18 protein-coding genes are annotated in these 21,797 nt (G+C 67.9%); 13 read left to right on the forward strand and 5 right to left on the reverse strand.

What is annotated here, in order from left to right; translation table 11 throughout:
* The first annotated feature begins 1 nt into the window (after position 1).
* The gene (locus VXM69_RS06885; protein ID WP_034185921.1) at positions 2–955 is read left to right on the forward strand and encodes a hypothetical protein; all 954 of its coding nucleotides are present in this window, start codon (positions 2–4) and stop codon (positions 953–955) included.
* Between the two features lie 15 nt (positions 956–970).
* Here VXM69_RS06885 and VXM69_RS06890 read toward each other — a convergent pair whose 3' ends face one another.
* A complete protein-coding gene (locus VXM69_RS06890) occupies positions 971–1,852 on the reverse strand; it encodes a LysR family transcriptional regulator (protein WP_034185922.1) in 882 nt (293 codons plus the stop codon).
* Between the two features lie 136 nt (positions 1,853–1,988).
* Between VXM69_RS06890 and VXM69_RS06895 the strand changes: the two genes are divergently transcribed.
* Positions 1,989–3,398, forward strand: coding sequence for an MFS transporter (locus VXM69_RS06895; protein WP_367189193.1), 1,410 nt, complete (start codon positions 1,989–1,991; stop codon positions 3,396–3,398).
* A 117-nt stretch (positions 3,399–3,515) separates the two neighbouring features.
* Complete coding sequence (locus tag VXM69_RS06900) at positions 3,516–4,310, forward strand: enoyl-CoA hydratase (protein ID WP_367189194.1); 795 nt, start codon at positions 3,516–3,518, stop codon at positions 4,308–4,310.
* A gap of 93 nt (positions 4,311–4,403) precedes the next feature.
* Here VXM69_RS06900 and alr read toward each other — a convergent pair whose 3' ends face one another.
* A complete protein-coding gene (gene alr / locus VXM69_RS06905) occupies positions 4,404–5,525 on the reverse strand; it encodes an alanine racemase (protein WP_367189195.1) in 1,122 nt (373 codons plus the stop codon).
* Between the two features lie 299 nt (positions 5,526–5,824).
* Here alr and VXM69_RS06910 point away from each other — a divergent pair, with 299 nt between their 5' ends.
* Positions 5,825–6,196, forward strand: coding sequence for an MAPEG family protein (locus VXM69_RS06910; RefSeq protein ID WP_226251792.1), 372 nt, complete (start codon positions 5,825–5,827; stop codon positions 6,194–6,196).
* Positions 6,197–6,235: 39 nt separating this feature from the next.
* Here VXM69_RS06910 and VXM69_RS06915 read toward each other — a convergent pair whose 3' ends face one another.
* Positions 6,236–7,186, reverse strand: a complete 951-nt coding sequence (locus VXM69_RS06915; RefSeq protein ID WP_367189196.1) for a LysR family transcriptional regulator — start codon at positions 7,184–7,186, stop codon at positions 6,236–6,238.
* Positions 7,187–7,304: 118 nt separating this feature from the next.
* Between VXM69_RS06915 and VXM69_RS06920 the strand changes: the two genes are divergently transcribed.
* From VXM69_RS06920 to VXM69_RS06950, 7 genes are all read left to right on the forward strand, one after another.
* Positions 7,305–10,844: an ABC transporter ATP-binding protein gene (locus VXM69_RS06920; RefSeq protein WP_059558237.1), complete on the forward strand. Its 3,540-nt coding sequence runs from the start codon at positions 7,305–7,307 to the stop codon at positions 10,842–10,844.
* 395 nt (positions 10,845–11,239) lie between these two features.
* Positions 11,240–11,992 carry a glutamine ABC transporter substrate-binding protein GlnH gene (glnH, locus tag VXM69_RS06925; RefSeq protein WP_367189197.1) on the forward strand — a complete coding sequence of 251 codons (753 nt, stop codon included), beginning with the start codon at positions 11,240–11,242 and terminating at the stop codon, positions 11,990–11,992.
* Positions 11,993–12,007: 15 nt separating this feature from the next.
* A complete protein-coding gene (gene glnP / locus VXM69_RS06930) occupies positions 12,008–12,715 on the forward strand; it encodes a glutamine ABC transporter permease GlnP (protein WP_175027885.1) in 708 nt (235 codons plus the stop codon).
* Positions 12,712–13,440, forward strand: a complete 729-nt coding sequence (gene glnQ / locus VXM69_RS06935; RefSeq protein ID WP_034185930.1) for a glutamine ABC transporter ATP-binding protein GlnQ — start codon at positions 12,712–12,714, stop codon at positions 13,438–13,440. The genes glnP and glnQ overlap by 4 nt, the downstream gene beginning before the upstream one ends.
* A 20-nt stretch (positions 13,441–13,460) precedes the next feature.
* On the forward strand, positions 13,461–14,510 hold the full coding sequence (locus VXM69_RS06940; RefSeq protein WP_367189228.1) for a C45 family autoproteolytic acyltransferase/hydolase: 1,050 nt from the start codon (positions 13,461–13,463) through the stop codon (positions 14,508–14,510).
* Positions 14,511–14,525: 15 nt separating this feature from the next.
* The gene (locus tag VXM69_RS06945) at positions 14,526–15,860 is read left to right on the forward strand and encodes an aspartate aminotransferase family protein (protein ID WP_367189198.1); all 1,335 of its coding nucleotides are present in this window, start codon (positions 14,526–14,528) and stop codon (positions 15,858–15,860) included.
* Positions 15,861–15,885: 25 nt separating this feature from the next.
* Positions 15,886–16,440 carry a carboxymuconolactone decarboxylase family protein gene (locus VXM69_RS06950; protein ID WP_226193626.1) on the forward strand — a complete coding sequence of 185 codons (555 nt, stop codon included), beginning with the start codon at positions 15,886–15,888 and terminating at the stop codon, positions 16,438–16,440.
* Positions 16,441–16,508: 68 nt separating this feature from the next.
* Here the strand turns inward: VXM69_RS06950 and VXM69_RS06955 are convergent, their stop codons facing one another.
* Positions 16,509–17,528, reverse strand: coding sequence for a fimbrial protein (locus VXM69_RS06955; protein ID WP_367189199.1), 1,020 nt, complete (start codon positions 17,526–17,528; stop codon positions 16,509–16,511).
* 693 nt (positions 17,529–18,221) lie between these two features.
* On the opposite strand from VXM69_RS06955, the gene lpxO reads away from it, so the two are divergent.
* Both lpxO and VXM69_RS06965 read left to right on the forward strand, forming a co-directional pair.
* Positions 18,222–19,121 (forward strand): lipid A hydroxylase LpxO, encoded by a 900-nt coding sequence (gene lpxO / locus VXM69_RS06960; RefSeq protein WP_034185934.1) that lies wholly within the window; start codon positions 18,222–18,224, stop codon positions 19,119–19,121.
* Positions 19,122–19,280: 159 nt separating this feature from the next.
* The gene (locus VXM69_RS06965) at positions 19,281–20,039 is read left to right on the forward strand and encodes an extensin (protein WP_367189200.1); all 759 of its coding nucleotides are present in this window, start codon (positions 19,281–19,283) and stop codon (positions 20,037–20,039) included.
* 86 nt (positions 20,040–20,125) lie between these two features.
* Here VXM69_RS06965 and ahpF read toward each other — a convergent pair whose 3' ends face one another.
* On the reverse strand, positions 20,126–21,724 hold the full coding sequence (ahpF, locus tag VXM69_RS06970) for an alkyl hydroperoxide reductase subunit F (RefSeq protein ID WP_124609756.1): 1,599 nt from the start codon (positions 21,722–21,724) through the stop codon (positions 20,126–20,128).
* Positions 21,725–21,797: the final 73 nt, after the last annotated feature.

A 21,797-nucleotide genomic window follows, 5' to 3' on the forward strand; every position in this document is an offset into this window, starting at 1 on the left:
CATGACAATTCGCTTGATGCCGTGGCTCGTCGCGATCGGCGCTGCATTTGCGGGCTTCGCCGCGCACGCGGCGGGTACGGCGCATTCGCTCGACCAGGTGCCCGGGACGTTCGATGCTCCCGAAACCCGCGCCGCGTATGCGCGCGACATGACCGGCGCGCCGGAAGGGGACGGTTTCGGTGTGCGCCTGCCGCCCGGCTTCACGAAGGAAGGGCTGGTGGCACAGCTTGTCCCGGGCCAGCCGCTTGCGCGTGTCGTGCTGGTCGGCGCGAAACCGTGGCCGCAGCGCCCCGGTGCGTTCGTTGCGATCGTTTGTGCGGCACCGACCGACGAGCTTGCGCGCGAGGCGCTGCGATTTCGTGCACCCACCGAGTGTGAAGGGTTCGAGCGCCACGCCGATGCCGACGACCAGAAGGAACGGGTCTGGCTGGGCGTGTTCGAGCGCGGTCCGGACGGCGTGCCGCGCCTCGTCGCGCGTACCGAACAGCCGCTCGAGCAGGCGACCGACTGGAGCAACACGAATCTCGACAGTCCCGACTACCTTGAGCAGACGACGCGACCGGGTGATCTCGCGTTACGGCCCGAGCGGTGGTCGCGGTTCGATCTCGCGCCGTATACGCTGCGGGCGGGCGATGCGGCGTTCGGGGTGCGGGCGGGCTGGTCGATCGGTTACTCGGGCGGTGGCGCATCGTTCGAGGCGCTGTACCTGTTCCGGATCGACGGCAAGACGCTGCGCGTCGTGTTCGCGCAGCCGATGATGTTCTACCGGGATATCGCCGGCGATTGGCATCGCGACGGCACGCGCGATCACGACATCACGGAAGGCAGCAATACGCTGAGCATGCTGCCGACTTCGACGGACGGCTTCCGGGACCTGCAGTTACGCGAGCGCGGCGGCAAATGGCGCCGGACGTTTCGATGGTCTGCCGCGGATGGCGAGTATCGGCCGCGCTGACGCCCGGGCGGCCCGTTACGGGGCAGTCGCCGCGGCGGTCGCGAATTCGTCGACGACGGCTTCGATCACGGCCTGCACGCGCGCGGTCTTGTAGAGATCGGCATGGGCGACGAGCCATACGTCGAAGTGATTGCAGCGCCGCGTCATCAGACGCACCAGTTCCGGCTCGGCATCGGCGCGAAAGCACGGCAGCTCCGCAATGCCGAGCCCCGCCAGCGTCGCTTCCACCAGCATCATCGTCGACGACGTCTGGAACATCACGCGGCCGCGCGACGTCGGTTCACCGCACAGCGCGTCCCACATCGTCGGCACGACCGGCTGCTGGTACATCACCAGGTCGTGCCCGTCGAACGCGCTGCCCGCGACCGGTTCGCCGCGCTCGGCCAGGTAGCGGCGCGAGGCATAGATCCCCGTTTCGAGATGCCCGAGCCGCCTGACGATCAGGTCCGGCGATTCCGGCCGCAACGTGCGGATCGCGAGGTCCGCTTCGCGGCGCGTGAGGTTGGCGATTTCCGCTGAAGTCACGCAGACGACGTCGATGCCGGCATGTTTGCGCCGCATGCGGGCGATGGCGGGCACCACGAAACGCTTGCCGAGCGAGTCGGTCGTGGCGATCCGCACGGATCCGGCCAGTTGCTCGTCGAGCCCCATCACGCGGCGTTCGATCGTGAGCGACGCCCGTTCCATCGTTTCGGCCGGTTCGAGCAGTGCTTCGCCGGCGGTCGTCAGCACATAGAGGGTTGGCGTGCGGAGAAACAGGCGAGCCGACAGTTCCTCCTCGAGCGCGGCGATCCGGCGTCCCACCGTCGCCTGATCGACATTCAACTGCGCCGCGGCGCCGCGCAGCGTGCCGGTGCGCGCCAGCGCGAGGAAGAAGCGGGCGTTGTCCCAGTTCATGCGGAGCGATTGTGTCATCGGGCGGGCGGCGGCGGACGGGAACGGGTGATGCAGATCTGCATCAGGCAAATGCGAAATTATCACTTTTCCGCATCGTGTGCCGTTCCTAGACTCCCGGCATCTGCCTGGAGGTGTCATGTCCGATTGCAATCCCGTGTCCGTTTCCGTTCCCCTGGCCGCCGCGAGCCGCCCGACGGCGCGCGAGCAGCGCTTCACGCTGGCGCTCGTCGCGATCGGCATGTTCATGGCGGTCCTCGATTCGACGATCGTCAACGTGGCGCTGCCCGCGTTGCGCGCGAGCCTCGGCGCGACGGTCGCCGAACTCGCGTGGATCGTCGACGCGTATACGCTCAGCTTCGCCGCGTTGATCCTCGCGGGCGGCGCGCTGTCCGACCGGTTCGGCGCGAAGCACGTGTATCTCGCGGGGCTGGCGCTGTTCGTCGCCGCATCGGCGGCGTGCGGCGTTGCGCCGTCCGTGGCGATCCTCGTGGCGGCGCGCTTCGCGCAGGGCATGGGTGCCGCGCTATTCTTGCCCGCGTCGCTCGCGGTCGTGCGCGGCACCTTCGACGTGCCTGCCGAGCGGGCGCGGGCGATTGCGGTCTGGGCCGGCATCGCATCGGTTGCGGTGGCCGTGGGGCCGGTGCTGGGCGGCATCCTCGTCGACGATTTCGGCTGGCGCAGCGCGTTCCTGATCAATGTGCCGACCGGCGCGATCGCCTTTGCCGGGGCGGCAACGCTCGTGCGGGCGTTGGGCGCGCGGCATGCGCACCCGTTCGACTGGGCCGGCCAGGGTATCGGTGCGGCGGCGCTCGGCGCGCTGTGTTTCGCGGTGATCGAATTGCCGACGCGCGGCCCCGGCGCGGGGGAAGTGCGCTGCGCGCTGCTGGCCGCCGCGCTCGCGGCAGCGATGCTGGTCGTCGTCGAGCGGCGTGCGCGCCATCCGATGGTGCCGCTCGCGTGGTTTCGCAATCGCGTGTTCGTCGCGATGAACCTGATGGGCAGCCTCGTCTATGTCGGCTACTTCGGGCTGCTGTTCGTGTTGAGCCTGTACCTGCACGGGCGCTTCGGCATGAGTGCGCGGCAGACGGGGATGACGCTGTTGCCGTTCGCGCTGAGCCTGTCGCTCGGCAACCTGTTGTCGGGAAAACTGCATGGCCGTGTGCGCCCGGTCACGCTGATGGCAAGCGGTCTCGGGATGGCGGCGCTGGCCATTCCGGCGATCGCCGTCGCGCTCGCGCTGCGTGCGCCGTGGCTGGTGGTCTGGGCGGCCATGGCCGCCTTCGGTACCGGCACCGCGTTGTCGGTCGCGCCGATGATCGCGACCGTGCTCGAACAGGTGCCCGCGGAGGCGGCGGGCGTCGCGTCAGGGTTCCTCAACGCGGCGCGGCAGGCCGGAAGCTTGTTCGGCGTGGCCATCGCGGGTGCCGCGACGATACTGTTGCCGGACTTGACCGACGCGCTGTGGGCGGTCGCGGCGCTTGGATGCATGGCGTATGCGACGGCCGCCCTTGCCGCACGGGCGGCCGGCATGACGAAAGGGGCATGACTGGACGTCACACGGAATGTGGAGGACCATTTCATCGACCGGCCGCGCACGCGCGGTTGCGCCGCCCGCCCGTCTGTGCCGAAACGCATCCTGCCGCCCTTCGTCGAGCGAAACACCATGGAACCCGATCAAGAGACTGCCGAGCCAATCCTGTTGCGCGATGCGCACGACGGCGTCGTCACGCTGCGGCTGAATCGCCCGCGGCAGTTCAACGCATTGTCCGAGGCAATGCTCGCGAGCCTGCATGATGCGTTCGAGGCGCTGGCGGCCGATTCGCACGTGCGTTGCGTCGTGCTGGCCGCCGAGGGCAACGCATTCTGCGCGGGCCACGACCTGCGGCAGATGCGCAGCCGGCCCGAGCTCGACTACTACCGCGCGCTGTTCGCGCAGTGCAGCCGCGTGATGCTCGCGATGCGCGCGTTGCCGGTGCCGGTGATCGCACGCGTGCACGGCATCGCGACGGCGGCCGGCTGCCAGCTCGTCGCCGCGTGCGACCTCGCGATCGCGGCCGATACCGCGCGCTTCGCGGTATCGGGTATCAACGTCGGGTTGTTCTGTTCGACACCGGCCGTCGCGTTGAGCCGCAACGTCACCGCGAAGCGCGCCTTCGACATGCTCGTGACCGGGCGCTTCGTCGATGCGACGACGGCCGCCGCGTGGGGGCTCGTCAACGAGGCCGTGCCCGAGGACGCGCTCGACGCGGCCGTCGCGCGCAAGGTCGCGGAGATCGTCGCGAAGAGCCCGGCCGCGGTGCGATACGGCAAGCAGATGTTCTATCGCCAGCGCGAGTTGCCGCTCGACGAAGCCTATGCGTATGCGGGCGACGTGATGGCGCGCAACATGATGGAAGAGGATGCCGGCGAGGGCATCGACGCGTTCCTCGAGAAGCGCAAGCCGGCGTGGCGCTCGTAGCGCGTTCCCGTTGACTCGCGCGGCGGCTCGCCGGAAAGCGAACGGGCCGCCCGAGGCGGCCCGCAATCCGGGCGGCGTGTACGTCGACGTCGGTCAGCGCCCGTAGCTTCCCGTCCGCAGGGCCGGCTGCACGGTCGATGCGCCGGGCGGCACGATCACGACCGGCACGCGGGGCGCGAGCGCGCACATCAGCTCGTAGCCGATCGTGCCGCTGGCTTCCGCGACATCGTCCACCTTCACCTGATCGCCCCACAGCTCGACGCTCGACCCGATACCCGCGTTCGGGCACGGCGTCAGGTCGACGGTCAGCATGTCCATCGACACGCGGCCGACGACACGCGTCATCACGCCGTCCACCGCGATCGGCGTGCCGGTCGGCGCGTGGCGCGGATAGCCGTCCGCGTAGCCGCATGCGACCACGCCGATCCGCATCGGCCGGTCGGCCGTGAAGCGGCGGCCGTAGCCGACGGTCTCGTCCGGCGCCAGCGTCTGCACGCCGATGATCCGGCTCGTCAGCGTCATCGCGGCCATCAGCGGCGTGTCGGCGATATGCCGCGACGCACCCGTCGGCGACGCGCCGTACAGGATCGTGCCGGGCCGCACCCAGTCGCGATGGGCGCGCGGATGCCACAGCACGGCCGCCGAATTCGACACCGAGCGTTCGCCGGGAATGCCGGCCGTCGTCGCATCGAACTGGTCGAGCTGCCAGTCGACCTGGCCTTCGTCGGCGTTCGCGAAATGCATCATCAGCGTGATCCTGCCGATCGACGGTGCGCTCGCCGCGCGTTCCCACGCGGCGCGGAACGCGGCGGGCCGGTAGCCGAGCCGGTTCATGCCGGAGTTCATCTTGAGCTGGATGTCGATCGGCCGTTGCGGCTTCGCGGCGATCAGCAGGTCGAGCTGCGCGTCGCAATGCACGCTCACCGTCAGCCGGTGGCGATCGGCCAGTTCGACGTCGGCCGGCTCGAAGATCCCTTCGAGCAGCAGCACGGGCTTGTCCCAGCCGAGTTCGCGCACGCGCACGGCTTCGTCGAGATCGAGCAGCCCGATGCCGTCGGCGGCCGCGAGGCCCGGATAGATCCGCTCGATGCCGTGGCCGTATGCGTTGGCCTTGATCACGGCCCAGATGCGCGATTGCGCGGCCGTGCGGCGGATGAAATCGAGGTTGTGGCGGACGGCGTCAGGGCGGATATGGGCGACGATGGGACGGGGCATGGTGATGGCTCGGGTCGATGTCGTTCGGCGCGCGGCGGCGCGGAGTGAAACGGCAGGCTGGCGCCGCAACGCGCCAAGCCAGTGTCGAGCGCTATCTTATTGGTGTTCGACCAGTTTTAATTAACGTATTTGTCGCCGATTTGGTGGAAATTTTGGCGGTCATGCCGATCGGCCGCGGCCGCCCGCGGCCCGTGCGGCCGAGTCCCCCGTCTAGAAAACCGGTGCGCGAACCGGGCGGCGCAATGCTAAGCTCTCGGCGATCTTGTCATTGATCAATGTAATCATAACGGAGGAGACTTATGACGACGTCCCAGCTGTGCCTGTTCATCGTGGCGCTGTTGCCGTTCCCGATGACGTTCCTGGCCAAGGCCCGCAAGGGTTACGACAACCGCGCGCCACGCGATTACCTGGCCCGGCTCGAAGGCTGGCGCGCTCGCGCGCAGGCCGCGCATCAGAACGCATGGGAAGCGCTGGCGCTGTTCACGGCCGCGCTGGTGGTGGCGTGGCACAACGGCGCGAACGTGCATCGCGTCGACCAGCTCGCGATGGCGTTCGTCGCGATCCGCGTCGTCTATGCGTTGATGTACCTGCTGAACTGGGCGTCGCTGCGTTCGCTCGTGTGGTTCGGCGGGATGGCGTGCGTCGTCGCGCTGTTCTTCGCCGCGCCGTAAGCGGCCGGTGAGCACGGGCGCCGGCGGCGCATGCCGGCGCTACGGCGCGCCGCCCGCGCCCCGTGCGTGACTGTCGTTGGATGCGGGCACAACCTTCTTTGCGACGAACGGCGGCACTTGCGCTTCGCTGCGCAGGAATCCGATCAACGGATCGAGCAGCCGGTGGCGCGTGGACGGATGGCGGCGCAGCACGAAGCGCCACGACGCCTCGCGTGCGAGGCCCGGCACCAGCGGCACCAGGCGCCCGCTGCGCAGTTCGGGCTCGATCAGCGGCACGCGGCCGAGCGCGATGCCCGCACCGCCGACGGCCGCGCCGATCACCTGGCTGAAGCTGCTGTAACGGACGATCTTCGTTTCGAAGTCGCCCGGCAAGCCGAATTCCGACGCCCAGTTGCGCCAGTCGATCTCGGGGCTGTTCTCGTGCATTTCCTGCAGCAGCCGCGAGCGGCACACGTACCCCGATGCGTACGGAAACAGTTCGGGGCTGCAGACCGGAAACACGGTTTCCCGCATCAGGATGTCGTCGTCGGCGCGCAGCCGGTGCGCGGGCACGTGCACGATCGCCAGATCGACGCCGCTGCGCGCGAAATCCGGCTCGTCGTCGAGCACGACGGCATGCAGCGGCGTGTCGGGATGAAGCGAAGAGAATTCCGCCAGACGGCGCGCGAGCCACATCGACGAAAACGGCGCGTTGGCGGAGACGGTCAGCCGTTGTGCGGTGCCGCGAATCTCCGCGCAGGCGTCGGTCAGGCGCGACAGCGCATCGCTGACGGCCGGCAGCAGGCGGGCGCCGGCCGGCGTGAGGCCGATGCCGCCCATGCCCGTGCTGCGTTCGAGCAGCCGTGCACCCAGCGCTTCCTCGAGCGAGCGGATCTGGTGGCTGACCGCGCTGGTCGACACGTTCAGCTCGACCGCCGCGCGCGCGAACCCGCCGAGGCGGACGGTCGCCTCGAAAGCACGCAGCGCGCTAAGGGGAGGAAGGTGCGACATGCCGGGTATTGTAGTTGACTCAACACCCGTTGAAAAATCATCTTTTGCCGCGCGCGGGAGGCGCGGGTAGCCTCGATCCGGTCAAGAAAAAAGCAACGCGTCACTGACTGGAGGCAACATGTATTTCGACCGACGACTATGGGCCATGATGGCCGGACTGCGCTGGCGGGTGGCCGCGGCAGTCGCGCTCGGGCTCGTCGCGATGGGTGTCGGCATCCTGCGTTTCGTCTTTCTCGGCCGCGTGCTGGCGCTGGTTTTTTCCGGTGCGCCGGTACGCAGCATCGGCGAAGCCGTCGCTGCAACGGCGGCCTGCGTGCTGCTGCGCGCGTGGCTCGATCATCGCCGCACGGTACTCGCGCAGCATACGGCCGGGCGCGTGCAGGCCACGCTGCGCGCGCGGCTGTTCGACCGGATCGCCGCGCTCGGCCCCGCGTGGTTCAGCGGCGAGCGCACGGGCGGCGTGATGCTCGCCGTCGTCGACGGCGTCGAGCAGCTGCAAACCTTCTTCGGCGTCTACCTGCCGCAACTCGTGATCGCCGCCTGCGCGCCGGTCATGATCTTCGCGGTACTCGCATGGTGGGACGTGCCGACGGCCGCGATCCTGCTGGTCGCGGCGCTCGTCACGCTCGCGCTGCCGCAGCTCGTGCATCGCGCCGACAAGCGTGCGGCGCTCGCACGCTCGGCCGCGTTCAAGGCGTTCGGCGAGGAGTTTCTCGACGCGGTGCAGGGCCTGCCGACGCTGAAGGCGTTCGGGCAGAGCAGCGCGTTCGGCGCGAAGCTGGCCGCCAAGGCGCGCGCGCTGTCCGACAGCACGTTCTGGGTGCTCGCGCTCGGCCTGCTGACGCGGCTCTTCACCGATCTCGGCACGGGCCTGGGCGCGGCCGCGGCGATCGCGGTGGGCGCATGGCGCGTGCGGCACGGCGACATGAGCCTCGAAGCGCTGCTGATCGTGCTGATGGCCGGCAGCGAAATCTTCCGGCCGTTGCGCGACCTGCGTGCGGTGCTGCACCAGGGGATGATCGGCCAGTCGGCGGCGAATGCGATCCATGCGCTGCTCGACGCGGGCAGCCGGGGGCCGGCCGCCGATGCGCCGCGCGTCACGGGCCTGCGGCCGGAGATCGCGTTCGACGACGTCAGCTTCGCGTATCCGGGGCGCCGCGCGGATGCGCATGCGGCGTTGAGCTTCACGGTTCGCGAAGGCGAGACGGTCGCCATCGTCGGGCCGAGCGGCGCGGGCAAGTCGACCATCGTGCGCCTGTTGCTGCGTCAGCACGATGCGCAGGGCGGTGCGGTACGCATCGGCGGCCACGACGTGCGCACGCTCGACGCCGACCAGGTGCGCGAGATGATCGCCGTCGTCGCGCAGGATGCGACGCTGTTCGACGGCAGTGTGGCCGACAACCTGCGGCTCGGCCGCCCCGAGGCGAGCGACGCGGACATGATCGCGGCCGCGCGCGCCGCCAACGCGCACGATTTCATCTCGGCGTTGCCCGACGGCTACGCGACGCGCATCGGCGAACGCGGGCTCATGCTGTCGGGCGGCCAGCGCCAGCGCATCGCGATCGCCCGCGCGCTGCTGCGCGATGCGCCGATCCTGCTGCTCGACGAGGCGCTGTCGTCGGTCGATGCGGAGAATGAAGCGCTGATCCAGCAGGCGCTCGACCGGCTCACGCGCGGGCGGACGACGCTCGTGCTCGCGCATCGGCTGTCCAGCGTGATCGGCGCTGACCGCATCCTGGTGCTCGACCAGGGGCAGGTGGTCGATGAAGGCACGCATGCGGCGCTGATCGCGCGCGACGGCCCGTATCGCCGGCTGATGGGGCCGCAACTGGAGGCGGTCGCCGAATCCGTCGGCGCGTCGGCGGCGGCCGGTGCGACCGCGCGCGCGTCGTCGGGCCCGCAGGTGCGGCCGCTGAACGACGACGCGGCGACGATCGGCTGGGCGGAAACGTTGCAGACGCTGCTGCGCTTCGTGCGGCCGTGGAAGGGCAAGGTCGTGCTGACCGTGCTGTTCGGGATCGGCCGCGTGCTCGCGTTCATCGGCGTCGGGGTGATCGGCGCGATGGTGGTCGGTGCGGTGTCGTCCGGCCGCGTGAGTGCGTCGCTCGTCGTCGCGCTGCTCGTGATCGCGCCGGTGGCGGCCGTGCTGCACTGGCTCGAATCGTGGCTCGCGCACGACATGGCGTACCGGCTGCTCGCGGAAATGCGCATCGCGCTGTTCGCGACGCTCGAACGCCTCGCGCCGGCCGGGCTGCTGCGCCGCCGTTCCGGCGATCTCGTCTCGCTCGCGACGCAGGACGTCGAGACCGTCGAGTATTTCTATGCGCACACGCTGGCGCCCGCGTTCGTCGCGGTCCTGGTGCCGGCCGGCGTGCTGGTGCTGCTCGCGTCGGTCGCATGGCCGCTTGCGCTCGTGCTGCTGCCGTTCCTGCTGTGGGCCGGGCTCGCGCCGGTGCTCGCGCGGCGCGATGTCGACCGGCTCGGCACCGGCGCGCGCGAAGCGCTCGGCCAGCTCGGCGCGCACCTGACCGAAACGATCCAGGGGCTCGCGGAGCTGACCGCGTTCCAGGCGATCGAGCGCCGGCGCGCAGCGTTCCTGGCCGAGGTCGATGCGTACCGCCTGCAGCGAGCGAAGCTGCTCGACGACCTGTCGACGCAAAGCGCCGCGCTGGAAGTCGCGAGCGGGCTCGGCGGGCTGGCCGTCGCGGCGCTCGGTGCGCTGCTGTGCGCACGCGGCTGGTTTCCGCACGAGTCGTTGCCGCTGCTGGTGCTGGTTGCGGTGGCCGCGTTCATGCCGGTGGCCGAAATCGGCCAGGTCGCGCGCCAGCTTGCCGACACGATCGCGTCGACGCGCCGCTTGCGCGCGCTGGAGAAGGAGCCCGTGACCGTGACGGACGGCACGCACGCGCTGCCCGGCAATCCGGCCGTGCGTTTCGAGGCGGCGTCGTTCACGTATCCGGGCCGCGGCGTGCCCGCGATCGACCGCGTGAGCTTCGAGGTGCCGCCGGGCAGCACGGTCGCGCTGGTCGGCGCATCGGGCGCCGGCAAGTCGACGGTCGCGAGCCTGTTGCTGCGTTTCTGGGATCCGCAACAGGGTCGCGTGACGCTCGGCGGCGTCGACCTGCGCGACCTGCGGCTCGACGACCTGCGGCAGCACATCGCGCTGGTTGCGCAGGATACCTACCTGTTCAACGACACGCTCGAAGCGAACATCCGGCTCGCGGCGAACGACGCGTCGGACGCGGACGTGCGGCGCGCGATCGACCATGCGGCGCTCGGCGACTTCGTCGCGCGGCTGCCGGACGGGCTGGCGACGCGCGTCGGCGAGCGCGGCGTGCAGCTGTCGGGCGGCCAGCGCCAGCGCGTGGCGATCGCGCGTGCGTTCCTGAAGGATGCGCCGGTGCTGATCCTCGACGAGGCGACGTCCCATCTGGACACGATCAGCGAGCAGCAGATCCGCGCGGCGCTGGAAGACCTGATGACGCAGCGCACGTCGATCATCATCGCGCACCGGCTGTCGACCGTACGCAATGCCGACCTGATCCTCGTGATGGAGCAGGGCAGCGTGATCGAGGCGGGACGCCACGCGGACTTGATGGCGCGGCAGGGCGCGTATGCGCGGCTCGTGTCGCATCAGGCGAGCGGGGTGGCGGCGTGATCGACGCGACACCGGCGCGTCGTCGTCCGGTATTGTCCCGCGCACCCCGCAACCTGCGTTGAGCCGCGCCGGCGGTTGCCGGCCTGGCGCGCACGGCCGGCCCCGCACGGCGCCGCCATTGTCTCCCGATGCGCCGCCATCCCGCGGCGGCGCGATCCGGCGGCGCGTCCTGCCCCGCCGTTTTCCCGTTTCCTCCGATCAATCCGGCCCGCGCGGCCCGGATTTGTCTCGATGAATTTATTCGTTGCGGACTTTTTTGTTGTCGTAGTATCGCCATTGACAACACTTGTTGCACTAAGGTCTAATTCGACATCGCATGTTGCGGTGCGGCTTGATGTCGTCGTTCCCGCCGGCCGGCTGGCCGGCCACATCGCTCAATCATGCGGAGAGAAACCATGAGTCGCCGTTCCTTCCTGAAAGCCGTCGCGGTTGCCGCCGCGCTCGGCGCAAGCATCGCGCACGCGGATACCAAGACGCTCGTCGTCGGGACCGATACGTCCTTCATGCCGTTCGAGTTCAAGCAGGGCGACAAGTACGTCGGCTTCGATCTCGACCTGTGGGCCGAGATCGCGAAGGACCAGGGCTGGAAATACACGATCCAGCCGATGGATTTCGCGGGCCTGATCCCGGCGCTGCAGACGCAGAACATCGACGTCGCGCTGTCCGGGATGACGATCAAGGAGGAGCGCAAGAAAGCGATCGACTTCTCCGCCCCTTACTACGACAGCGGCCTCGCGGCGATGGTGCAGGCGGGCAACACGTCGATCAAGTCGATCGACGACCTGAACGGCAAGGTGGTCGCCGCGAAGACGGGCACCGCGACGATCGACTGGATCAAGGCGCACCTGAAGCCGAAGGAGGTCCGTCAGTTCCCCAACATCGACCAGGCCTATCTCGCGCTCGAAGCCGGCCGCGTCGACGCGGCGATGCACGACACGCCGAACGTCCTGTTCTTCGTGAACAACGAAGGCAAGGGCAAGGTAAAGGTCGCCGGCCAGCCGGTCAGCGGCGACAAATACGGGATCGGCTTCCCGAAGGGCAGCGCGCTCGTGCCGAAGGTCAACGCGTCGCTCGTGAAGATCAAGGCCGACGGCCGCTACGCGCAGATCTACAAGAAGTGGTTCGGTGCCGAGCCGCCGAAGATGTGAGCGTGACGGCGCACCATGGCGCGGCCGGATGGCCGCGCCGGTCTTGATTCGAACGGGGAGCGACAAGTGAATTTCGATTGGTCGGCGATCTGGGCGGCGTTGCCGGACCTGATGGACGGGGTCCGGTTGACGGTGTTCATCGCATTTTTCGGGCTGGTGGGCGGCTTCATCGTCGGGATGATCGCGGGGATGTTCCGCGCATACGGACCGAAGGCGATGAACGTGCTCGCCCAGATCTATATTGAACTGATCCGCGGCACGCCGATCGTCGTGCAGGTGATGTTCCTGTACTTCGCGCTGCCGCTGCTCGCGCATATCCGCATCGACGGCCTGACGGCCGCGATCATCGCGATCACGGTGAATTCCGGCGCGTATCTCGCGGAAGTGGTGCGCGGCGCGCTGCTGTCGATTCCGAAGGGGCTGACGGAAGCGGGGCTCGCGATGGGCTTGTCGATGCCGCGCGTGCTGCTCAAGGTGGTCGGACCGCTCGCGTTCCGGCGGCTGATTCCGCCGCTCGGCAACCAGTGCATCGTGAGCCTGAAGGACACGTCGCTGTTCATCGTGATCGGCGTCGGCGAGCTGACGCGCAAGGGGCAGGAAATCATCGCGGGCAATTTCCAGGCGGTCGAGATCTGGACGGCGGTGGCGATCATCTATCTGCTGCTGACCGGCGCCATGACGCTGACGCTGCGGATCGTCGAGAAAAGGATGCGCATCTTATGAGCATGATCGAATTCCAGAACGTGTCGAAGAGCTTCGGCCACGTGCCGGTGCTGAAGCATATCGACCTGAAGATCGACGCGGGCGAGGTGGTCGTCGTGATCGGCCCGTCCGGTTCGGGCAAGTCGACGATGTTGCGCTGTATCAACGCGCTCGAGAAAATCACCGGCGGCGAGCTGCTCGTCGACGGCCAGAGCGTGCGGGGCAACGCGGCGACGATCCGCAACATCCGGCTCGAGGCCGGCATGGTGTTCCAGCAGTTCAACCTGTTTCCGCAGATGACCGCGCTCGAGAACGTGATGTTCGGGCCGATCCAGGTGCGCGGTGCATCGCGTGCCGACGCGCGCGACCAGGCGATGGCGCTGCTCGACAAGGTCGGCCTCGAATCGCGTGCGAATCATTACCCGTCGGAGTTGTCGGGCGGGCAGCAGCAGCGCGTGGCGATCGCGCGTGCGCTCGCGATCCGGCCGCGGCTGATGCTGTTCGACGAGCCGACGTCGGCGCTCGATCCGGAATTGCGCCACGAAGTGCTGAAAGTGATGCAGGATCTCGCAACCGAGGGGATGACGATGATCGTCGTCACGCACGAGATCGGCTTCGCGAAGCGGGTCGGCACGCGGCTGCTGTTTATGGATCAGGGCGGCATTGCCGAGGACGGCCATCCGGTCGACCTGATCGACCGTCCGCCGACGCCGCGCCTGAAGGAATTCCTGAAACACGTGTCCTGAACGAAACCGAAATGGCCGACATGCCGCTTTCCCTTTCTCCCGTCATCGCCGGTGCGCCGTTCGACATCGGCGTGCGCCTCGGCGAGCTTGCCCGCCCCGTATTCGACACGTACATGCGGCAGAGCAGCGCATGGCAGGCCGTGCGAGGCTGGCGCGGCCATCCGTTCGTCGATGCGCTGCGGCAGGCCGCGCTGGCCGCGTACCCCGATCTCGTCGCGGAACTGGACGGGATCGCGGCGGGCATCGGCTGGCCGGCCGAGGACGTCTTCCTGTGGAACTGCCGCGGCGAACTGATCCATCACGCGCCGGACGGCTGTACGACGCTCGCCGCGCGCGATGCCGACGGCACGCGCTGGATCGCGCACAACGAGGACGGCGATCCGTTCCTGCGCGAGCGTTGCCTGCTCGTCGACGTGCAGCCGGCCGGCAAGCCGGGTTTCGTCAGTTTCTATTACCCCGGTTCGCTGCCGGGCCATACGTTTGCCGCGAACCGCGCGGGCATCGTGCAGACGATCAACAATCTGCGCATCCGCACGCCGGCAACGGGCGTGCCGCGCATGATCCTCGCGCGCGCGGTGCTCGACGCGACATCGCTCGACGAGGCGGCCGACGTGCTGCGCGGGCATGCGCGCGCGAGCGGCTTTCATCACACGCTCGGTGCGACCGGCGACGAGCGCTTGCTGAGCATCGAGGCGAGCGTCGCGCGTTGTTCGGTCGTCGACGTCGCGCGACTGTCGGGCCATGCGAACCATCTGGTGCATCCCGGTTGCGACGCGCAAGCGCAGATCGTCACGCAATCGTCGGCCGACCGCCAGCGCCGCGTCGACACGCTGATGCCCGGCATCGACGCGGTCGACGAACGCGCATTGCGGCGCGTGCTCGGCGATCGCGCGCCGCAAGGGCTGCCGATCTACCGTGACGATCCGGCCGACCCCGACGGCGAGAATACGCTGGCAACCGCCGTGTTCGCGATTGGCTCGGCATCAATCGATTTCACCGTTCATCAACACGGCACGCGGCGCTTCGCGACGCGCATCGTGCCGTCCGGACGCGCGCCCGACGCGTCCTGATCCATGAGGCCACGCATGACGACCGTTTTCCATCGCGCTCCGCGCGCCACCTTGCCCGTTGCCGTTGCAGGCGACGGCATCGAGATCATCGATTCGACCGGCAAACGCTATATCGACGCGTGCGGCGGCGCGGCCGTGTCGTGTCTGGGCCACAGCAACCCGCGCGTGATCGACGCGATCAAGCGGCAGGCGCAGCAACTGGCGTACGCGCATACGTCGTTCTTCACGACCGACGTGGCGGAAGAACTCGCCGACCGGCTCGTCGACGCCGCGCCGGCCGGCCTCGAACACGTGTATTTCGTGTCGGGCGGATCCGAGGCGATCGAGGCCGCGCTGAAGCTCGCGCGCCAGTATTTCGTCGAGAAGGGCGAGCCGCAGCGCCGGCATTTCATCGCGCGGCGGCAGAGCTACCACGGCAACACGCTCGGCGCACTCGCGATAGGCGGCAACGCATGGCGCCGCGAGCCGTTCCTGCCGCTGCTGATCGAAGCGCATCACGTGAGCCCGTGTTATGCGTACCGCGACCGGCAATCGGGCGAAACCGACGAAGCGTACGCGCAGCGTCTGGCGGACGAGCTTGAACGGAAGATCGTCGAACTCGGCGCGGAAAACGTCGCGGCGTTCGTCGCGGAGACGGTGGTGGGCGCAACGGCCGGCGCGGTGCCGCCGGTGCGCACGTACCTGAAGAAGATGCGCGCGGTGTGCGATAAATACGGCGTGCTGCTGATCCTCGACGAGATCATGGCGGGGATGGGGCGCACCGGCTACCTGTTCGCGTGCGAAGAAGACGACGTCGCGCCCGACCTGCTGACGATCGCGAAGGGGCTCGGCGCGGGCTACCAGCCGATCGGTGCGACACTGGTGAGCGACCGCATCTACCGGACGATCGTCGACGGCTCGGGTTTCTTCCAGCACGGCCACACGTACCTCGGCCACGCGACCGCGTGCGCGGCCGCGCTCGAAGTCCAGCGCGTGATCGCCGAAGAGAAACTGCTCGACAACGTGAAGGCGCGCGGCGAGCAGTTGCGTGCATCGTTGCGCGAGCATTATGGTACGCATCCGCATGTCGGCGACGTGCGCGGCCGCGGGCTGTTCGTCGGCATCGAGCTCGTGCGCGATCGCGACACCAAGGCGACGTTCGATCCCGCGCTGAGGCTGCATGCGGCGGTCAAGCGCGAAGCGATGCAGCGCGGGTTGATGGCGTACCCGATGGGTGGCACGATCGACGGCGTGCACGGCGATCACATCCTGGTGGCGCCGCCGTTCATCAGTACCGCGCCGCAGATCGACACGATCGTCGAGCGGCTGTCCGGCGCGATCGGCGCGGCGCTCGCGTCGGCCGGCGCGTGAATCCCGACTTCATCGAATCCCGACCATGACAGACAGACTGCCTCCTTTCGATCCCGCATTGGCCACCGACGAGCAGAAGGCCGTGCTGGCCGACATCCTCAGTGGTCCGCGCGGCAACCTGAACGGGCCGTTCCTCGGCTGGATCGCGAGCCCCGAGCTGGCCCAGCACGCGCAGAAGCTCGGCGCGTTCTGCCGCTATCGCACGGGCCTGCCGCTGCGCCTGTCGGAACTCGCGATTCTCGTGACGGCCGCGCGCTGGCGCTCGCAGGCCGAGTGGCACATCCATCATCCGATCGCGCTTGACGCCGGTGTGCCGGCGGCGACGGCCGAAGCGATCCGGCTGGGCGTCGCGCCCGCATTCGAATCGGACGACGACGCACTGATATACGCGTTCGCCAGCGAGCTGTACGACACGCGCCGCGTGAGCGATGCGACGTTCGCGCGCACACAGGCGCGCTTCGGCCACGAGACCGTGGTGAATCTCGTCGCGCTGCTCGGTTACTACGCACTCGTCGCGATGACGCTGAACACGTTCGGTATGCGTGCAGACGGACAAACCGATTTGCCGTTCCCGGAATGAGGTGCAGTTGAACCGGCGCCCCCGAATCACGCGTCCGGCTTGAGACGCGGGTGTGAAGGCGCAGGCGGTTACTGATAGTCGACCAGGACGGACATGGCGCCCATGACCGTGCCCGGCGTGACGACGGCCTCCGTCTGGACATAGCCGGCAACCATCGGAAGCGTGTAGGTGCCGCCCGTCGAGGACGAGTATGCGCCAAGCCGCAACGAGGAATCGAAGGCGGCCGGCAATCCGGATGCGTCCGTGATCTTGATGGCGATACCCTTTGCGGTCGATCCGCCACGCAGCGGCAATGCACCGGGAATGGTGGACGACGCGCCACCGATCGGCGTGAGCGTGTAACCGATGCGCGTATAGCCCGGCGGGCAATTTTCGAATCGCAGATTGAAGCTCTGCGTGGATGCGTTGTTGCCGGTCGATCCGACACCTTTGAATTGAGCGGCGGCGGCACCCGGCAGCGTGATGGATTGGGTGGGCGTGCCGCAGGTGCCGTTGACCAGCTTGACCTTGGCCGCCAGCGCGATCGCAAGACCGTCGTACGACGAACCGCAATAGGATGTGGATGTTCCGCGAGGCGACGTGCAAATATAGAAGTACGAAGGATTTCCGCCGGCCTGGCCGGCAAGGCTGCCGGGCTCAAGCGGCCGCGAATCGCGCACGAGCTGGACCTCAAGAGATGACGAGACGGTAATCGGCATACCGGCAGATCCGTAGTCGGCCCGGGTGGCGGGTTGGCCGCCGATCAGCAGCCGCGCCGAAATGCCGGGGACGTTGGTGGCGATATCGGGGCCGGGCGCGAAGGCGCCGCCGCCGTTCGGCCATAACGAGATCGCGTAGACGTCGCACTTGGCAAGCGCGCCGCAAAGCTGATTTTTCGGAATGGCATGGCGACTCAGGACCGTTCCGGCCGCAGTGGTGCTCGGTACGTTCAGCGTCGAGCCGAATGCGGTGACCTGGGTGAGTGCCAACGCGTCATGTGTGACGAAGGCGGCCATGAGCGTCAGGACGACGGGCAGTGACGCGCGGCGGAATACACGTCTTGAACAAGCCGATATCGAGGCAGGATGAAATGGATTCGTGAGGTTCATGGGGATTTCCCGGCGAAATGTCGTCGTATGGAAGGGCAGATATGTCGAACTCCGATCAGATTTGGGATTTTCATCGAACGGGGCGGGATTTTTAATGGGACGAGTACGAAATTCAGGTTTAACCAATCGGAAAAGTGCGATGCGGTCTCCCTCACACGAACTGGTTCCTGCGTGTCAGGCATGCGCGCCCGGGGCCTGTCGGCCTGACCGCCCACGATGCCGCGCTTTGTCGGATGCCGTGCCCGCGCTCGGTGAAACCCTGTTGCGAATTCCGTCGTTCGAGGATGCGACATTCGCATGCCGTCCGCGCGGCGGTCGACCTGAACATGACTCGCGCGGCGTGCGACAAGAACGGTGTGCTGCCGACCGTCGACGCAATCATGCCGGGGATGGGGCGCACCGGTTGCCTGTTTGCGTGCGACGATGACGCTGAACGCGTTCGGTATGCGTGCAGACCGACAAACTGATTTGCCGTTTCCGGAATAATCGCCGGCGGCGCGCGCGTCGGCGGCATGCCGAATACGCACGAGGATGGCCCGAAAAGCCCGTATTCGCGGGCCTTTCGGCGTTTCGGCACGGTCGATCCGGCAACGCGCCGCGTCGTGACGACGCACGCCGCACGACCTGCGCGTCAGTGCAGGAATTTTTTCCCCTACCTAGAATTTCGGCAAACAGCTTACGGGGGAAATATCGATGCGCTGGGTCCTGTTGATCGTGTTCGTTGCGTGTGTCGTGTACACGCATCGGCGCGGCAAGGTTCGGCACAGGTTGTTCAGGCAACTATCCGATCACTCGACCTTCACCGCACCGCTGAACTGCTTTTCTTACGCGTTCTCGTCGGTGCCGACCACGCCGTTTCTCGATACGGATCACTTTCCGGAGCTCGCGGTGCTACGGCGCGAATGGCGCACGTTTCGCGGCGAAGCGCTCGCGTTGCGCGACGCCAGCCGGATCAAGGCGTCCGGCGAGTACAACGACATCGGCTTCAATTCGTTCTTTCGCCACGGCTGGAAGCGTTTCTACCTGAAGTGGTACGACGCGCCGCATCCGTCCGCGCAGGCGCTGTGTCCACGCTCGGTCGAGATCCTGTCGCGGATTCCGTCGATCAAGGCGGCGATGTTCGCGCAGTTGCCGCCGGGCGGGAAACTCGGGCTGCATCGCGATCCGTACGCGGGCTCGCTGCGCTACCACCTCGGGCTCGATACGCCGAACGACGACGCGTGCCGGATCGTCGTGGACGGCGAGTCGTATGCATGGCGGGACGGGGAGGCCGTGATGTTCGACGAGACGTACCTGCACTGGGCCGAAAACCGCACCGGGCACGATCGCGTGATCCTGTTCTGCGACATCGACCGCCCGATGAGATATCGCTGGGCGCAGCGCATCAACGATGCGTTCGGGCAACTGCTGATGCGCGCGGCGGCGTCGCCGAACGAAACGGGCGATCGCACGGGCGGCCTCAATCGTGCGTTCAGGTACCTGTATGCGATTCGCCGCGCCGGCAAGCGATTGAAGGCATGGAATCGAACCGTGTACTACATCGTGAAGTGGCTGCTGTTCGGCGGGATCGCGGTTGCAATTTTCTGTATCTGACGGGGACGAGCAGGCATTTTTCCGTCTGACGATAGGGCGCGCGGCATCGCATCGGCGGCCCTCGGCCGCCATCAATGCAACCAAATGTATTCATGCGGGATCAATGACCGACGGCCGCGTATGATGGCTTGTTCACGTCGAAATGATCGGTGAGCAAGCATGACGAGTACCCGCAAGACCTTGATGATCGCCGGTGCGCTCCTGGTAGCCGCGGCCGGCACTGGCTACGTGATGCTCCTGCGCGCGGACCACCGTGCGATCGAAGACGCCGGCATCGGCGATTCGGCCGCGCCGGTCGCCGCGGCACCCGCGAGCAACGATCATGCGGTGCAGGGCGCCATCGCGCCGCCGGCACCGGCTGCCGCGACGGCATCGAAACAGGTCGCGGCCGCGCTGCCTCCGTCCGCACCCACGCCTGCGCCGGCTGAAACCGCGCGGATCGACGCGGCGCCTGCGGCCGTGCCCGCGGTTCCGGTCGTCAGCGACAAGCCGCAACCGGTGACGAAGCCCGCCGCACCGCTGCCGAAAGTCAACGTGGTGACGGTGGATGCGCAGGATTCGACCCCGCCGGCGCCGGCCGTCAAACCCGCTCCATCGGCCGCATCCGCGCAGGACGCGCAACGTGCGCCGCGCAAGCGCGACGGCCTCGAACGCCATGCAGCCGCCGCGCCGGCCGCGACGAAATCCGAAACGCCGGAGACGGCCGCGCTGGTCCGGGAATCGGCGAAGCTCGATCCGTCGTTGCCGCCGCCGCCGATGTCGTCGATGTCGGCAAGCGCCGGTTCGTCCCGCCGGGGGAATTCGTCCGGCGCGAATCCGGTCGCCGCCGCGATGACCGAGCAACTGGTCCGTGCATCGAGCAACTTCAAGTCGACGACACCCGCGCCCGCGAACGGCGATCCGACCGCAACCAAGTAGCCGCGCCAACTTCCGAATAAAAAGGACCCCGCATGCCGACCAAAGCATGCGGGGCCAAGAGAGACAATCCGGTACGCCGAAGGGCGTTATGCGGCGACCGCTTCTTCCGCTTGCGGCTGCGGCGCGGCGGCCGGCGCCACGTCCTGGCGGATCAGGTGGTCGAACGCGCCGAGCGACGCCTTCGCGCCTTCGCCCACGGCGATCACGATCTGCTTGAACGGCACCGTCGTCACGTCGCCGGCCGCGAACACGCCCGGCACCGACGTCGCACCGCGCGCATCGACGACGATCTCGCCGTGCTTCGACAGTTCGACCGTCCCTTTCAGCCATTCGGTGTTCGGCACGAGGCCGATCTGCACGAACACGCCTTCGAGATCGATGCGCCGCGTGTCGCCCGAGCGCAGATCCTTGTAGACGAGCCCGTTCAGCTTGCTGCCGTCGCCGGTCAGCTCGGTCGTCTGCGCCTGCGTGACGATCGTCACGTTCGGCAGGCTGCGCAGCTTGCGCTGCAGCACTTCGTCCGCGCGCAGTTGCGCGCCGAATTCGATCAGCGTGACTTCCTTCACGATGCCGGCCAGGTCGATCGCGGCCTCGACGCCCGAGTTGCCGCCGCCGACCACCGCGACGCGCTTGCCCTTGAACAGCGGGCCGTCGCAGTGCGGGCAGTACGCGACACCGCGGTTGCGGTACTCGCGCTCGCCCGGCACGTTGATTTCGCGCCAGCGCGCGCCGGTCGCGAGCACGATCGTCCTCGCCTTCAGCACCGCGCCGTTCGCGAGGCGGATCTGGTGCACGTCGCCCGGAATCAGCGCGTCGGCGCGCTGCACGTCCATGATGTCGACGTCGTACTGCTTCACGTGCTGCTCGAGCGCGGTCGCGAACTTCGGCCCTTCGGTTTCCTGCACCGACACGAAGTTCTCGATCGCCATCGTGTCGAGCACCTGGCCGCCGAAACGCTCGGCGACGACGCCCGTCGCGATGCCCTTGCGCGCCGAGTAGATGGCGGCTGCCGCGCCTGCCGGGCCGCCGCCGACGATCAGCGTGTCGAACACCGGCTTGTTTTCGAGCGACTTCGCCGCGCGTTCGCCGGCGCCCGTGTCGAGCTTCGCGAGGATTTCCTTCACGCTGCTGCGGCCCTGGCCGAACGACGCGCCGTTCAGGAACATCGTCGGCACGGCCATGATCTGGCGCGACTCGACTTCATCCTGGAACAGTGCGCCGTCGATCGCGACGTGGCGGATGCGCGGGTTGATCAGCGACATCACGTTCAGCGCCTGCACGACTTCCGGGCAGTTCTGGCACGACAGCGAGAAATACGTCTCGAATGCGTAATCGCCGTCGAGCGCGCGGATCTGTTCGATCACGTCGTCGTCGAGCTTGATCGGGTGGCCGCCCGTCTGCAGCAACGCGAGCACGAGCGACGTGAATTCATGGCCCATCGGGATGCCGGCGAAGCGGATGCCGGCCGGCTTGCCGGGTTCGCCGATCGAGAACGACGGCTTGCGCTCGGCGTCGTCGCGGCGTTCCGCAACGGTCACGCGATCCGTCAGCGACGCAATCTCGTTCAGCAGCGCCAGCAGTTCCTGCGATTTCGCGCTGTCGTCGAGCGAAGCGACGAGTTCGATCGGGCGCGTGATTTTTTCGAGGTACGCTTTGAGTTGGTTCTTGAGATTGGCGTCGAGCATGGCGTTTCGGATTCCGTATTGATTATGCTGGTCGGGCACGTCGTGCCGGAGGAGGGTGCGGGCCGCGTGCCGC

The sequence above is a fragment of the Burkholderia sp. Ed8 genome (assembly GCF_040761425.1).
In the GTDB taxonomy this organism is placed as follows: Bacteria; Pseudomonadota; Gammaproteobacteria; order Burkholderiales; family Burkholderiaceae; genus Burkholderia; species Burkholderia seminalis.

Bases quoted from the DNA above. Each gene is read 5' to 3' on its own strand.
- glnP (WP_175027885.1), top strand. From the start codon at position 12,008: ATGGCGCGGCCGGATGGCCGCGCCGGTCTTGATTCGAACGGGGAGCGA.
- VXM69_RS06945 (WP_367189198.1), top strand. From the start codon at position 14,526: ATGACGACCGTTTTCCATCGCGCTCCGCGCGCCACCTTGCCCGTTGCC.
- VXM69_RS06900 (WP_367189194.1), top strand. From the start codon at position 3,516: ATGGAACCCGATCAAGAGACTGCCGAGCCAATCCTGTTGCGCGATGCG.
- VXM69_RS06915 (WP_367189196.1), bottom strand. From the start codon at position 7,186: ATGTCGCACCTTCCTCCCCTTAGCGCGCTGCGTGCTTTCGAGGCGACC.
- glnH (WP_367189197.1), top strand. From the start codon at position 11,240: ATGAGTCGCCGTTCCTTCCTGAAAGCCGTCGCGGTTGCCGCCGCGCTC.
- VXM69_RS06940 (WP_367189228.1), top strand. From the start codon at position 13,461: ATGCCGCTTTCCCTTTCTCCCGTCATCGCCGGTGCGCCGTTCGACATC.
- VXM69_RS06950 (WP_226193626.1), top strand. From the start codon at position 15,886: ATGACAGACAGACTGCCTCCTTTCGATCCCGCATTGGCCACCGACGAG.
- glnQ (WP_034185930.1), top strand. From the start codon at position 12,712: ATGAGCATGATCGAATTCCAGAACGTGTCGAAGAGCTTCGGCCACGTG.
- alr (WP_367189195.1), bottom strand. From the start codon at position 5,525: ATGCCCCGTCCCATCGTCGCCCATATCCGCCCTGACGCCGTCCGCCAC.
- ahpF (WP_124609756.1), bottom strand. From the start codon at position 21,724: ATGCTCGACGCCAATCTCAAGAACCAACTCAAAGCGTACCTCGAAAAA.
- lpxO (WP_034185934.1), top strand. From the start codon at position 18,222: ATGCGCTGGGTCCTGTTGATCGTGTTCGTTGCGTGTGTCGTGTACACG.
- VXM69_RS06890 (WP_034185922.1), bottom strand. From the start codon at position 1,852: ATGAACTGGGACAACGCCCGCTTCTTCCTCGCGCTGGCGCGCACCGGC.
- VXM69_RS06920 (WP_059558237.1), top strand. From the start codon at position 7,305: ATGTATTTCGACCGACGACTATGGGCCATGATGGCCGGACTGCGCTGG.
- VXM69_RS06885 (WP_034185921.1), top strand. From the start codon at position 2: ATGACAATTCGCTTGATGCCGTGGCTCGTCGCGATCGGCGCTGCATTT.
- VXM69_RS06895 (WP_367189193.1), top strand. From the start codon at position 1,989: ATGTCCGATTGCAATCCCGTGTCCGTTTCCGTTCCCCTGGCCGCCGCG.
- VXM69_RS06965 (WP_367189200.1), top strand. From the start codon at position 19,281: ATGACGAGTACCCGCAAGACCTTGATGATCGCCGGTGCGCTCCTGGTA.
- VXM69_RS06910 (WP_226251792.1), top strand. From the start codon at position 5,825: ATGACGACGTCCCAGCTGTGCCTGTTCATCGTGGCGCTGTTGCCGTTC.
- VXM69_RS06955 (WP_367189199.1), bottom strand. From the start codon at position 17,528: ATGAACCTCACGAATCCATTTCATCCTGCCTCGATATCGGCTTGTTCA.